The sequence below is a fragment of the Vibrio bathopelagicus genome (assembly GCF_014879975.1).
GTDB classification, from domain to species: domain Bacteria; phylum Pseudomonadota; class Gammaproteobacteria; order Enterobacterales; family Vibrionaceae; genus Vibrio; species Vibrio bathopelagicus.
The window spans coordinates 1,383,304-1,397,108 of the sequence record NZ_CP062501.1 but is presented as its reverse complement, the minus strand read 5'-3'; the positions used below and the strand labels follow the sequence as shown (position 1 = coordinate 1,397,108).

At 43.0% G+C, this 13,805-nt stretch carries 16 protein-coding genes; 10 read left to right on the top strand and 6 right to left on the bottom strand.

What is annotated here, in order from left to right:
• Positions 1-109: 109 nt before the first annotated feature.
• The 4 genes from IHV80_RS22455 to IHV80_RS22440 form a co-directional block, all read right to left on the bottom strand.
• Positions 110-919, bottom strand: a complete 810-nt coding sequence (locus IHV80_RS22455; RefSeq protein WP_192891034.1) for a transporter substrate-binding domain-containing protein — start codon at positions 917-919, stop codon at positions 110-112.
• 12 nt (positions 920-931) lie between these two features.
• On the bottom strand, positions 932-1,729 hold the full coding sequence (locus IHV80_RS22450; RefSeq protein ID WP_086712735.1) for an amino acid ABC transporter permease: 798 nt from the start codon (positions 1,727-1,729) through the stop codon (positions 932-934).
• Positions 1,729-2,475: an amino acid ABC transporter ATP-binding protein gene (locus tag IHV80_RS22445; protein ID WP_318842416.1), complete on the bottom strand. Its 747-nt coding sequence runs from the start codon at positions 2,473-2,475 to the stop codon at positions 1,729-1,731. The genes IHV80_RS22450 and IHV80_RS22445 overlap by 1 nt, the downstream gene beginning before the upstream one ends.
• A 225-nt stretch (positions 2,476-2,700) precedes the next feature.
• Complete coding sequence (locus IHV80_RS22440) at positions 2,701-3,849, bottom strand: iron-containing alcohol dehydrogenase (protein WP_192891033.1); 1,149 nt, start codon at positions 3,847-3,849, stop codon at positions 2,701-2,703.
• A 193-nt stretch (positions 3,850-4,042) separates the two neighbouring features.
• Between IHV80_RS22440 and IHV80_RS22435 the strand changes: the two genes are divergently transcribed.
• The 9 genes from IHV80_RS22435 (at position 4,043) to IHV80_RS22395 (ending at position 10,822) form a co-directional block, all read left to right on the top strand.
• Positions 4,043-4,927 (top strand): AraC family transcriptional regulator, encoded by an 885-nt coding sequence (locus tag IHV80_RS22435; protein ID WP_086712738.1) that lies wholly within the window; start codon positions 4,043-4,045, stop codon positions 4,925-4,927.
• 630 nt (positions 4,928-5,557) lie between these two features.
• On the top strand, positions 5,558-6,805 hold the full coding sequence (locus IHV80_RS22430; protein WP_192891032.1) for a RidA family protein: 1,248 nt from the start codon (positions 5,558-5,560) through the stop codon (positions 6,803-6,805).
• Positions 6,806-7,030: 225 nt separating this feature from the next.
• Complete coding sequence (locus IHV80_RS22425; protein WP_192891031.1) at positions 7,031-7,387, top strand: hypothetical protein; 357 nt, start codon at positions 7,031-7,033, stop codon at positions 7,385-7,387.
• A gap of 31 nt (positions 7,388-7,418) precedes the next feature.
• Positions 7,419-7,934, top strand: a complete 516-nt coding sequence (locus IHV80_RS22420) for a GNAT family N-acetyltransferase (protein WP_192891030.1) — start codon at positions 7,419-7,421, stop codon at positions 7,932-7,934.
• A 145-nt stretch (positions 7,935-8,079) separates the two neighbouring features.
• Positions 8,080-8,229 carry a hypothetical protein gene (locus tag IHV80_RS22415; protein ID WP_167373155.1) on the top strand — a complete coding sequence of 50 codons (150 nt, stop codon included), beginning with the start codon at positions 8,080-8,082 and terminating at the stop codon, positions 8,227-8,229.
• Positions 8,230-8,348: 119 nt separating this feature from the next.
• Positions 8,349-8,813 (top strand): acyltransferase, encoded by a 465-nt coding sequence (locus IHV80_RS22410; protein WP_192891029.1) that lies wholly within the window; start codon positions 8,349-8,351, stop codon positions 8,811-8,813.
• Positions 8,814-8,880: 67 nt separating this feature from the next.
• Positions 8,881-9,399, top strand: a complete 519-nt coding sequence (locus IHV80_RS22405; protein WP_192891028.1) for a GNAT family N-acetyltransferase — start codon at positions 8,881-8,883, stop codon at positions 9,397-9,399.
• Positions 9,400-9,504: 105 nt separating this feature from the next.
• Positions 9,505-9,981 (top strand): GNAT family N-acetyltransferase, encoded by a 477-nt coding sequence (locus tag IHV80_RS22400; protein ID WP_192891027.1) that lies wholly within the window; start codon positions 9,505-9,507, stop codon positions 9,979-9,981.
• Positions 9,982-10,060: 79 nt separating this feature from the next.
• Positions 10,061-10,822, top strand: a complete 762-nt coding sequence (locus IHV80_RS22395) for an alpha/beta hydrolase (protein ID WP_192891026.1) — start codon at positions 10,061-10,063, stop codon at positions 10,820-10,822.
• Between the two features lie 150 nt (positions 10,823-10,972).
• Here IHV80_RS22395 and IHV80_RS22390 read toward each other — a convergent pair whose 3' ends face one another.
• On the bottom strand, positions 10,973-11,419 hold the full coding sequence (locus tag IHV80_RS22390; RefSeq protein WP_192891025.1) for a DUF417 family protein: 447 nt from the start codon (positions 11,417-11,419) through the stop codon (positions 10,973-10,975).
• Between the two features lie 250 nt (positions 11,420-11,669).
• Here IHV80_RS22390 and IHV80_RS22385 point away from each other — a divergent pair, with 250 nt between their 5' ends.
• A complete protein-coding gene (locus IHV80_RS22385; RefSeq protein WP_192891024.1) occupies positions 11,670-12,032 on the top strand; it encodes a RidA family protein in 363 nt (120 codons plus the stop codon).
• Between the two features lie 145 nt (positions 12,033-12,177).
• On the opposite strand, the gene IHV80_RS22380 is transcribed toward IHV80_RS22385, so the two are convergent.
• A complete protein-coding gene (locus IHV80_RS22380; protein WP_192891023.1) occupies positions 12,178-13,764 on the bottom strand; it encodes a BCCT family transporter in 1,587 nt (528 codons plus the stop codon).
• Positions 13,765-13,805 lie beyond the last annotated feature (41 nt).

Below are 13,805 nucleotides of genomic sequence, written 5' to 3'. Positions count from 1 at the left end.
TTGCTTGGATCCAAAGCGATTTAAGTTGTCGATGAGAAGGCAGTGCAAATAGCGCAATGCCTTGATTCTTCGACCAATCCATACTTAAAAAGATGAACTCAGCTTCAGATTACTGGCCTTGAGCAATCTGATCTTGCCAATCTAGAGTAGAGAACCAGTACTCGTAACGCTCTTTCAACCAACCGTCTTCAGTACGTGCTTTGATCCACGCGTTAAAGAACTCTGTTTTGTCTGTTTCGCCTAGGCGTACAGCAAATGCTTCGTTACCTTTTGACAGACGCTCTTCAAATGGAATGAATAGCGTATCTGCGTTTTTGATCGCTTCGTGTTCTGGTTTCGGGCTAGATGCGATAACCGCGTGTGCATTGCCGTTTAGCACTTCTTGGAACGCTTGAGCGTCGTCATCAAACTGAAGGACTTTTGCTTTCGGGAAGGTTTCACGAGCTACTTGAACCGTGAAAGCACCACGACGCGCAGCAATTTTTACGCGGCGAGAATCAAAATCAGAGATTTGGGTAAAACCTTCTGCTAGCTTTTTATTAGCCGCGAGTTGAACGCCTGAATGAGAGTAAGGTTCAGTGAACAGAACGCTTTTAGCACGTGCTTCAGTGATAGACATACCTCCGATGATTACATCAAACTTGTTCGAGAGTAGAGAAGGAATAATGCCATCCCATGCCGTCGGTACGAATTCAACTTTCCAGCCTGAATCTTCAGCAAGACGTTTTGCTACATCGATTTCAAAGCCAACAAGATCGCCTTGTTTGTTACGCATCGCCCAAGGAACAAAAGTCGACATACCGACACGTAGAGAGCCACGATCGTTGATTTTGTCTAGGTTAGGCGTTTCAGATGCAAGTGCAGGCAAACTCACGGCAAGCGCAAGTAAAGCGGTGATAGCGGTTTTAAATAGCTTCATGCTGATAAATCCTTATTGTGTTCGCCAGTTAGCTCCGAGCTTATGCTCAAGCCAAGCTGCAACGGCAGAAAGTGAAAGTGTAAGTGCGAGATAAATGATCGCCACAGAGAACCAGATCTCAAATGGCATCGCGGTTTCAGAAACAATGTTTCTGGCTTCGGTTGTCAGGTCGAAAATAGCCATGACACTGACAATCGAAGAGTTTTTGATGAGAGAGATCACTTCATTTGTCAGAGGTGGCAACGTGCGTTGTACCACTTGAGGAAGAATTACATCCCAATAAGTATAGGTCTTTGATAAGCCCAAAGATTGAGCTGCTTCAAATTGTCCTTTCGCAATGCCATTTAAACCGGCACGAAATATCTCGGCGGTGTAAGCCCCTTGGAAAAGTGCCAAGGCTAAAACGGCAGTGCTAAAGCGATCCAGCCCCAGTACAGGACCAAACACAAAATAGAGCAAATAAATTTGTACTAGTAATGGCGTATTACGAATCAGCTCGACATAGCTGGTGGCGAGGGTACGACCAACTACGGAATTAGAGTTGCGTAACAGGGCCGTGGTCAAACCAATAATTAGCGTAGCGACCAAAGAAATCAAAGAGATATTGATGGTGACGAGTAGTCCTTCCATCAATTCTGCAGGCCACCATTCACCGTCTTCATAAAAGGCGATGTAGTCAGGTACTCGCTCCCATTGCCAGCTGTATCCCATGGTTTGCGCGCCAGAATCGATGATCCAGATAACAGCCGCAGCGAGCACAATAATTTGTACTAATGCAGATAGGGCAGGTTTCACTATTTTAAACAGCATCAGTAAGTCAGAATCTGATTTAGGAACGCTTGAGTACGCTCATGTTGAGGACTCTCGAACAGACATTGTGGTGTATTGGACTCCACGATTTGTCCTTCATCCATAAAAATGACACGGTCGGCAACACGCTTTGCAAAGCCCATTTCATGTGTCACACACACCATGGTGATGCCTTCACTTGCCAGTTCTACCATTACATCGAGTACCTCGTTGATCATTTCTGGATCAAGGGCAGATGTTGGTTCATCAAACAGAAGTAATTCAGGTTTCATACAAAGAGAGCGAGCAATCGCAACACGTTGTTGTTGGCCCCCAGAAAGCTGAGCGGGGTACTTATTCGCTTGCTCGGCAATGTGCACACATTCGAGATAGTGCATCGCGGTTTTCTCTGCTTCTTCTTTGCTTTTTTTGAGCGTACGAATTGGAGACAGAGTCAGGTTTTCAAGCACAGTAAGATGGGGGAACAAATGGAAGTGCTGAAACACCATTCCGACTTGGCCTGGAGTGTTGAACCTACACGGAAGCGCTTGTTCTAGCACGGAAAGCTCACCACTTTCGAAGGGTTCTAGCTGATTGATACAGCGGATCAAGGTTGATTTACCTGAACCAGACGGCCCGCAAATCACCACTATCTCTCCCTGTTCAATATTTAAATCGATATCCTTTAGGGCATGAAAATCACCATACCACTTGTTAAGTGACTTAAACTTAACCATTTCCTTGAGATTGTTCAAATCGTTATTCATACCTAGTAAAGAGACAGGTTTACCTTAACAATATGGAAATATGATTGCACATAAAATTAGGGACTTAAGAGAATTTAATAGCATCTTGTCGGGCCAATTAAAAAGCAGCGCCCAAAATGAACGCTGCTTCTGTTGTACGAAAGAAAAAAGCAATAGGTTCAGTCAGATGTGAAAATTCATCTTTGTATGACCGCTACCTTTGCTTTCTCTCTATTCTAGCGGATCTTATTGAATCGCAGACTCTAGAATCTCACGTGTTTTCTCTGGGGTGATTGCCTGGTTCTCACCAAGTTGCAGGTAACCGTGTGATTCAAGCTGAGCAACAACGTTGTCGATTGCTGCCGTTTTGGTTGCTTCGTAGCCGTCGAATATAGTTGCAACGTCTAGGCTGTGGTAGAACGCTTCGATTGCATCGATAGTACGCTCTGCCAAGTCAGCACCTGCTTCTAGGCCAAATACGTTACGACCCATTTGCTCTAACTTGCCACGCTTCGCTTCGATTTGGTTGCGAAGTAGTGAAGGTTGAACAATCGCAAGTGAACGTGCGTGGTCTACGTGCCATAGTGCTGTGAACTCATGGCCAATCATGTGTGTTGCCCAATCTTGAGGAACACCCGTGCCAATCAGACCGTTAAGTGCTTGGTTTGCTGTCCACATTAGATTTGCACGCCATGCGTCGTTATCACGCTCGTCGTATTGCTCACCCAGTACAAGTAGGTTTTTCAGTAGTGTTTCTGCGTAACCGTCTTGAACCATCGCATCTGTTGGCATCGTGATGTATTGCTCACAAACGTGTACCCAAGCATCAACGAGACCGTTAATCAATTGGCGTTCAGGCAGAGACTTCATTACATCTGGATCCATTACCGCAAATTTAGGCTGTACTGCAGGGTTCATGAATGCCAGCTTCTCTTGAGTCGCTTTACGCGTAATTACTGCACCCATGTTAGATTCAGAACCCGTAGCAGGAAGCGTCAGTACTGCACCGATTGGTGTTGCTTCCGTTACTTGATGTTTGCCCGCTAGGATGTCCCAACCGTCACCGTCGTATTTAGCCGCTGCAGCAACGTACTTAGAACCGTCGATTACCGAACCACCGCCAACAGCGATAATAAACTCTACGTTTTCTTCTTTAACAAGAGCGACGGCTTTGTCTAGCGTCTCTTTCGTTGGGTTTGCTTCAACACCAGCAAACTCAATCCAAGCGTGATCTTTAAGAGATGCGACTACTTGGTCGTAAACGCCATTGCTTTTGATTGAACCGCCACCGTAGATGACAAGCACTTTCTTAGAAGTATCAACCGCTTGGCTGATAGCGTTGATTTGGCCTTGGCCGAAGTGAATCACAGTAGGGTTAACATAAGTAAATTGCATTGTAGGTTCCTTGTGTAAAGCTAGATTTTTTATTCTGATGTATTGCTCAAATTCTATATTTGCATATTAGTACAGGAAACTAGGGTGGTGAAGACCAGTTTCTCCAAATTAATTGCCTATTTCTACAAAGTTGTTATTCTTTTTGGACTTTTGTGCAAATACACTCCGCACCTTGAATGGAATATCACCAGTTATGAATACACTCGCTCGGTTAATGCAGTCTTACGTTGAATACAAAGGTTGGGATGATCTCGAAGGGATCAGAGAAACTGAGATCGAGGGCGTTTGGTTTTACCGAAGCAGCGGCGGCAACCAACGCCAACCTTTTACCTATCAGTCTGGCATCATCATGCTTGGGCAGGGTAAAAAGAATATCTATATCGGCGAAAGGCCTGTTACTTACGCCGCGGGTGATTACCTAGTCGTCGGTGTGCCTATGCCACTAGAGTGCGAAGCCTTACCTGTTGATGGTGACCCCTTGCTTGGTTTGTCGATTAACATTGATTCTCAGCGTTTACACAGTCTGGTGAAAAAGTTAGAAGACCAAGGCTTTCTCGAAAGCTACTGCAACAAGCATAAGCAGAACTCGAGTGGTTTAGAGTCGACACCCATGGAAGAGCAAATGCTAGACAGCTTTACTCGACTGATCAAAACCCTGCACTGTGACATCGAAGCCAACATATTGGGCGATGCGCTCGTCAGTGAAATTGTTTATCGCGCACTGACAGGCTCTGAAGGGCGCGTATTGTTTGATCTTGCCCATCACGATGGCCACTACGCACGTGTTGCCAAAGCACTATCTAAAGTACATGAAGAGTATGACCAAACCATTACCGTTCAATCGCTTGCCGACGAAGCAAACATGAGCGTGTCTGCCTTCCACAACGCCTTTCGTAACGTAACGTTCGAGTCACCACTTCAATACCTGAAGAAGGTAAGGCTCAACAAAGCTAAAGAGCTGATCCAATTAGAAGGCTTGCGCATCAGCGACGCTGCTCGCCGAGTCGGCTATTCCAGCCCATCCCAATTCAGCCGCGAATTTAAGCGTCACTTCAATACCACCCCAAGAGCTGTTTAGTTCTTCTTCCACAAACTATGTGCCAAAAGTTATGGTGTCTCGTTCATCGTTGACGCCATCTTAATTTCAGAAAGCACCAATTCTTAGTACTACAACCACCTTTCTCACGTAGTTATCCTGAACCTCTCATTTGTTTAATTATATGAGTAAATGTATCTACCCATGGGTTTTTTAGATTATTGGCATTTGAGTATCGAACATATTATTAACGTACTTGTATAAAATAGGCTCTTTAAAATAATTAGTTAAATAGCTTAAGAGTTTATGCAGGATATATTAGTTGTAGTTCACTAGTTCTGATAATAAGGCTGTTTTATTGTGAACGACCTATCAAACAGCATCTAAATTTTGGAAATTAGTCATCACATTACTTGAGAGAGTATTCAGGATTATTGAATAGTTTAAAAATTAAAGAGAATTTAGCAGTTGATAAAGCCAAATGTGACGGATAATTAGTCGTGTTGTGACTAATTATTCTGTAACTTGCTGATTTCTAGTGAACTGAGAGTCTGATGGATATCACGTTTACCTTAAAAATATTCACTTAACATGGCGCTACTTTAATCATTCTTTCTAATACGATTGTTAAATATAAATACGTATGCCTATATTATTAAAAGGATAATTCCGATGAGTAGCGATATCATTAAAATTTCAAGAAATACTGAAAATGCACCAATAAATTATGTATCTACACAAACGGTCGCTTTTTCTCATTATAATAACTTTTCAGCTCAATTACCTGTTGATCCTAAAACAGGTGAAGTCGTGATTGGCGATATTAAAGACCAAGCAGCACAATGCTTAAATAATATTAAAGCCATTGTTGAAAGCATCGATCATGTTATGGATGATGTCGTGAAGATTAATGTTTTCGTTAAGAATATTTCTGATATCGATGCTATTGATGAAGTCTACAAAAGCTTCTTCCACAACAGCCTTCCTACACGTACAGTCGTGGGCGTAGCTGCGCTACCGAACAGTGACGCTTTAGTTCAAATGGATGCTCTTATTTCAAACGGTGAAGGCACTAAACCACAAGCACCTTGCGCGCTAGTTAAGGTATCAAGAAATACGGATAATGCTCCTCAAAGTACTGTATCGACGCAAACAGCGGCTTTTTCTCATTACAACAACCTTTCGGCTCAATTGCCTATCGATGTAAATACAGGTGAGTTGGTTTCAGGTGGTATCACAGAACAAACGACACAATGTTTAGCAAACATTAAAACGATTCTAGAGAGCATCGGTCATGTCATGAATGATGTGGTTAAAACCACTATTTACCTTAAAAACATTGAAGATGCAGAAAAGGTAAATGAAGTTTGTGCTAGGTTCTTCCCAAGTTATGTACCAGCGCGAACGGTTGTTAATGCCGCTGAACTACCGATGGGCGCTCTAATTCAAATTGATACGTCCGTTTCACATGGCGACGGTACACCGCCGCAATTACCAGAAGATACACGCCTACTGGTTATTGAAGCTAATAATACGGTTGCTGCACCATTCATGCCTTATTCGCACACAGTTGCTTTCTCTCACTATAACCATATTTCAGGTCAACTACCTGTAGACCCGAAAACCAATGAAGTGGTTGCTGGTGGTATAAAAGAGCAAGCTGAACAATGTCTTAAGAATATTAAGGCGATAATTGAAAGTGTTGACCACAACATGGACGATACTGTGAAGATCAATATTCAACTTAAAGATATTTCAGATATTGATGCGGTGAACGAGATTTACACCACATTCTTTAATGCTGACTTACCGGCAAGAACGGTGGTTGGGGTTTCAGAGATTCCTATGAATGCTTTAATTCAAATTGATGCAGTCGTTTCTAACTGCGAAGGAACACCTCCACAAGACGTTGTTGCTTAATTCACTGAACCCAATTCGATAATAGCGATCAAATGTCGGCTCTGACTCCTGAACAAGGAGTTAGAGCCGATTCTCTGATTAGCTAGCCCAATCTCAAGACGTAACTCCTTCGTTAAGCCTCACTACATAACTTACTCTAAACAAGCTTCTGCCCGACATATGGTGTTTATTGATGTGAAGTGTTTTAATATGAAAAACAGACGCTTAACGTAAGAAAACCAGTTTATGCAATTTCGAGTTATTTTAATGTTGTGCTTAGCTATGATGGGGTGTTCATCCAATCAAAAGTTAACTCCCGACCCAACAAGTATCACGTTGTTTTATGGCGATACATCGATCTCCGCGGGTGTGTTAGAAGATAAAACATTCAATTCCGTGCGAGCCGATAGAAAAGAGAGTGTTACTTTCTCTGGTGCGGTACGAAAACAAGACTCTGGTTACCTAGTCGATATGCTCGTGATTCGAGAAACGAAACAACCACGCTCAACTCGACAACTGAACACTTCACTTCATATGGATACTGGAGAATTAGTGGATGTGGGTGGCGTGAATAATGATGTCTTTAGGGTCATTATTGAATAGCCGTTATAAAACGATAGGTAAGGGAAAGGTTATGCAGCAGAACATTATCACAGAACGATTAATCTTAAGGCCATTTAGGTTGAGTGATAGCGAGCGCGTCGCTGAACTAGCGGGTGAGAAAGTGATTGCGGATATGACAGCTGCCATCCCTCATCCATACAAACCAAACATGGCGGTCGAATGGATTAACACGCACGAGTCTTTCTTCCATGAAGGAAAGGGTGTGATTTACGCGATAACTCTTACAGGTAACGATGAGATCATCGGTGCGGTCAGCTTTCCTAGTTTAGTAGATGACGTTGGGATTCTTGGCTATTGGCTTGGCGTTCCGTTTTGGGGGCAAGGCATTGCGTATGAAGCTTCTTCTGCGCTAGTGGAATACAGTAAAGCTCATTTGGGACTAACAGAGTTGGAAGTGATGCACTTGTCTGAAAATAAACGCTCAGAGTCAGTTATTCGAAAGCTCGGTGTCGAGTTCGTTGAGAAACAGGTACGTAAAATTCATGGTGAAGATCGTGAGTTGTGTGTGTACCGATCTCTGCTCTAGTCTTTTTGTCTGTCGTTTACATTTCTACGCTTACAAACATTAGAAGGTTGAGCGAAATAAAGTGTTCAATTAATCTGATTTTTTGCTTTACCTCAACCTAACTTTAAGTTTTAAGCTTCTCTTAACCATTGAAAAGGAGCTTATTATGCAAAATAACTACGTAAAAGAACTCGCCGTCAAAACTTATCAAGAAGACCTTCAGATAGAGTACGTAAAATCTAAAGCTCGCCCATTTCATGCGCCTAGCTTTATCGGAGGCATACTGTTGTCAGTCGTGTTGGTTGGCTTGTTTTAGCTATCAGGCTCATGGAATCTTTGATCCACTACCAACTCTCTTTCTTACAATTTGCTTGTACTTAATTGCTTACGGCACAATTGCTTAGGTTGATATATGGTGTTGATGTTAGAGGAAGTATGGCAAGCCCAAGAGTATTAAAAGCACAGATTACTGATATTACCTGTGGCGAGAATGTCACTATCATCGAGCCAAGCAACGTTTATGGCTGTGAGCTTAAAGATGATGTATTCATTGGCCCCTTTGTTGAGATTCAAAAGAACTCGGTGATAGGCGCGAGAAGTAAGATTCAATCTCATACTTTTATTTGCGAGTATGTGACTATTGGCAGTGACTGCTTTGTTGGTCACGGAGTCATGTTTGCCAACGACTTATTTAAAGAGGGCAAACCAGATCCAAACCCAGACAATTGGGGACGTACCTTGATAGCTGACAACGTCACGATTGGCTCTAACGCTACGGTTCTGTCTGTGAGGATTTGTGAAGGTGCAGTAATCGGTGCGGGCAGTGTGGTCACCAAAGACATCACTGAGAAAGGTATCTATGCAGGTAACCCGGCTAAGAAGTTAAGGGATTTACCTTAAATTCAGAAAAACCGTGTTGTATGAATCATCAGGCGCGGCTTTTTAGATAAGTGACAGAGTATTGATTATGGATGTATTTTTACACTTACTTCACTCAAGCGATGTCAGTGCTTTATTGGAGTTTGAAGTCGAAAATAGAGAGTGGTTTGAGCAATTTGTCCCAGCTCGGGAAGACAGTTTCTATTCTTATGCGGGCGTTGCTGAGCAAGTCACGAGCTTCCTCACAGAGTATGACAATGGCGAGATGATTCCTATGTTGATAAAAGGCGCTAATGGCAATATTTGTGGGCGAATCAACGTTCGCGATATCGACCAGATCGCTGGAAGTGGAGAGCTAGGCTATCGAGTTGGTCACTCCTTTGGCTCTAAGGGTATTGCGTCTAATGCGGTGAAGAAGTTACTTGTTTACTTGGCTGAGCACTCTTCCCTTAAATATGTTGATGCCTATGCGTTAGTGGGTAATGTTGGTTCCAACAAGATCTTATCCAAGGCCAGTTTTGACCTAGTTGAACGTGTAGAAAACTACGCAGTATTCAAAGGGAAAAATCAAGACGCTAATTATTATCGAAAGGCGATATCTTCTTAAGTGAATGTTTGATATTAATTATTTGTTCTATCATCAATGAGATAATAGATTTAGATAAGATGAGCTCACACCAATAGTGGTGCGAAACAATACAGAGATCAGTTTATGAACATTGTGACAGTCTATAGCGGTAATCAACAGGTATACGCGAATTTGTATCAGGGGTATGCGGCCGAGTTTTCAAAGATCATTGGAGATAAACCAGACGAGTACGGCTTGTTTGAGATTTACCCAACGCTTGGTGAGACTGTGACGGGTTACCTACTCTACATTGATGGTGTTCCTGCTGCATTGACAGCCATTGAAACCAAAGCGCCAAACGAGTTTGAGATTTGCGACTTCTATGTGGTGCCTTACTTTAGAAAAAATAAAGTCGGGAAGCAGTTTATCTCTGAGCTGTTTGAACACCTAAAAGGCAGTTGGGAGATCAAACAAGTACAGGGCGCAGAGCATGCTGTTAAGTTTTGGAGAGAGGTTGTTAACGACTACACCTCAGGTAATTACGTGGAAGATCAATACCAGGACGAAAAATGGGGCTTGGTAACGAGACAATGCTTCAATCACGATGGTATTGCAGAGTAAAACCTAATGATGGGTAGAGGCTTTGGAACATATATCTTGACTCGAACTTATTAACTTTATACGTATTACACGGTGTTATATGAAATATTTAATGGGCGCTTTCTTAGGTGTTCTGTCTTTGCCTACGTCAGCGGAGTCGATGGTTATTGTTGACTCGGAAAGAGATCGCTCTATACCTGTAGAGGTTGTTTTACCTCAGGCCCCTGAAAGTTGCACAATGGAAGAACAGTGTGACGTGGCTTTTATTAGTGCCGGTAATCGAGTTCCATTCACCAAATATAGTTTTGTTGGAGAAATGCTGAACGATAGGGGTTACATGACCATTTATGTCGCTCACGAACTATCAAGTGATCCTCCTTTATCGAAGACTGGTGATTTGTATAAGACACGAATTGAAAATTGGACGCGAGGGGCACAGACTCTCAATGTACTTCAACATGAGCTAGCGAGTCGTTTCCCTGCTTATGATTTTGACAAGTTAACCTTAGTCGGGCATTCCAACGGCGGAGATATCTCTACATGGTTGAGTAACGAAAATAAAAGTTATATTTCTCAGTTAATTACGCTCGATCATAAACGAGTCACTTTGCCGAAAAATAATAATATTCGAGTGCTTTCCATTCGAGCAACTGAATACCCTACCAAAGAGGGTGTACTACCTACTGAATCAGAGCAGAAGCGATATGGTAGTTGTGTTGTTGAGATTCCAGACTCTAAACATATGGATTTAAGTGATTATGGTTCTAATCTCGCGAAGCAAAGCACGAATGACATTATAATTGGCTTTTTGGATGGCTTAGCGTGCGAAGAGTTGAGAGTAAAAGTTGAGAGTAAAAGTTGAGTAGAAACATCTAATTCATTATGGCGTGATACCTGTATTCGGAATAGACGACTTAATCGATTATGCCTTATTCATTAGAAGCTGGCAGTGTCCTTCTAGCCAGCTTCGAGCTTTTTACTTCTAGGTTTACGGCTACTTAAAAATTTACAGCTACTTCTGAGGTTTATTACGTTCGATTACGCTAATCGCTATAGCCAAAAACAGGATGTCTTTCACTAGGAAAAAGTTAGTGACTAAGATGCCATCCGATACTTTCCAAGCATTTGGTGTTGTAACCAGAAAGCTGAGTGTTACAACAAAGATAGCCGCTGCTGCAATGCCTGAATAGAATGCTACTGTCGGCTTCTTAAATCCAACGATCAATCCAATCGCGACAATGATCTCCGCACCACCTACCATGTTAGAGACAGCTTGTACTGAGAACAGATTGTAAAGCCAGTTCATTGCAGGATGATTTGCGATTAGCGGTTCAATGAGCATCGCTTCGGTTGGGGTGAATTTGTAGATTCCGATCCAAGCCAACACTAATGCTACGCCAATGACACCAAGGTTATATCCAATGTTGCTTTGTTTTACATCATAGGTTTGAACATGCATAAAAGTACTCCATTTAATAAAATCTCTGAATATGACCGCCCGAGTTCAGATTAAATTTCGTGTTGATAATAATACTTAATCTTTTTTAACTAGCGTAGGTTCAAGGCTTCATGAATCTGGTCGAAAAGTGGTTGTTTGCAAAGGAGAGGTGTAGGGCGGGAAGAGGTGCGTTCTAATTTTTGTTTTCAATAACAGGGATTTGGATTAGATTACTCTGATGTAAACCCTAACAATAAGAAGAGAATAACGAGTGAAAATTCATAGAATTAACCCGACCAAACGTTGGTCTGATGTGACTGTTTTCAACGGTATCGCAAGTTTTGTGGAAGTTGCTGAAGCGGATACAACGGCAGGTATCAAAAGTCAGGTTCAGCAAATTTTTGATCAAGCTGAAGAAATGATGAGCTTAGTAGACAGTGACAAATCTCGCGTGTTGTCGGTAACGATTTACCTAACAGATTTCGCTAACTTTGATGCACTAAATGAAGTTTGGGAAGCGTGGTTCCCTGAAGGCTGCGCGCCAAGCCGTGCATGTGTGAAAGCAGAACTGGCAAACCCAGAGCTGTTGGTTGAGATGTCGTTTATGGTTGCTGCGGGTGAGAAGTTTCAATAAGCCAAAATATCGGTAGAAATTAGCATTAGTCAATATGAGCGCTAATCAACTTAAATATCGAACAGATAAAACAAAGCCACTCAGGTGAATCACTTGAGTGGCTTTTTCGCTTTACACGTTACCCGACACTAAATCGGATTAGGCATTAAACGAGACCTTGATCTCTTGCCATCTGTTTCGCGATCTTCGGTGCGTGCCATAAGCATGGCAGCAAGATAAATGATACCGGAACCGCAGTGATCACAATAAACGACTGCAGTGCAGAAATACCACCGGAACCCATTGAGATAAGCGCGATAGCGACCGCACCCATGATGATACCCCAGAAGGTACGTACCGCTGCGTTTGGTTCTGTTGTGCCTGTCATTACCACACTGATGGTGTAAGTCATTGAGTCACCGGTCGTCACGATGAACGTGGTCGTCAGGATCAGGAACAGAATCGCCAGCAAAGTAGGGAACGGCAGTTGCGCTGTAATTGCTAGAAGAACAGCTGGAAGGTTAAAGCCTTCGAACGCACTAGAAATCACGCCTGGGTTCTCTAATTCAAACGCTAAACCACTACCACCAACGATGCTGAACCAGAAACATGTTACTAGCGGTGCAACGATGCTGATAGAAACGATCATCTGGCGAATGGTACGGCCACGTGAGATACGAGCAATGAAGATTGCCATCATCGGGCCATAGCCTAAGAACCAACCCCAGAAGAATACCGTCCAGCCACCTAGCCACGCTGTATCTTGGCGGTAAAGCGCCATTGGGATGAAGTTATCGACCATTTCACCCATGCCTTGTAGGTAGCCATCAATGATGAAGCTCGTTGGGCCGACTAGCAGGATGTAGCCAATTAGGCACACAGACAAGATGATGTTGTAACGGCTAACCAGTTGGATGCCCTTGTTCACGCCACTTAATGCAGACAGTGTGTACATTGCGATCGCAAATACGATAACAACACTTTGAGTCGCAAAGCTGTCTGAAATACCAAACAGTTCGCTCAGAGCGTAGCTGATTTGTAGGCCAAGGAAACCAATAGGGCCGATAGTACCCGCGGCTACAGCGACGATGCTGCATGCGTCGACTACGTTACCAATCCAGCTATTAATTGCTTTGTCGCCTAGTACTGGGTAAAGCAGAGTACGAGGCTTAAGAGGAAGGCCTTTGTCGTAATGCAGGTGCATTAACACGATAGAAGACAAACCGCCTAAGATTGCCCATGCAAGGAAACCCCAGTGCATGAAAGATTGTGATAGGGCGTTAAACGCCATCGCTTGTGGATCAGCGTTGCCATAAAGTGGCGGAGCCGAAACAAAGTGAGCAATAGGTTCTGCCGCTGCCCAGAACACACCACCGCCGGCTAGCAGCGTACATAGGACGATAGACATCCATTTAAAGGTGGTCATTTCAGGGAGGGCAAGCGTTCCTAAACGAACGTGACCTGTGCGCCCTAGTGCAAGCACTAAGCCGATAATGAAGTTAAGTAGTAGTAGGACTTGCCAGAAAGCACCGAACCATTTAGTTGAGTAACTAAAGCCGATGTTAACAAGTTCGGACAACACGGAGGTGTTGGTGAAAGCGAGGATGACAAAGAGGGTTAAAAAACTGCCACTAAGCCAAAATACTGGGTTTCCGTGTTCCAGTTTTTCACCCAAAGATTGAGCTTTGTTGAAATCGATAGAAGTAGATTCTGCGTTGATGTTTTCGTTGGCGACTTGCGTCAAGTTGGACATTATTTCTTCGCTATATTTGGCTTTTTCAAGCCTATGTATTT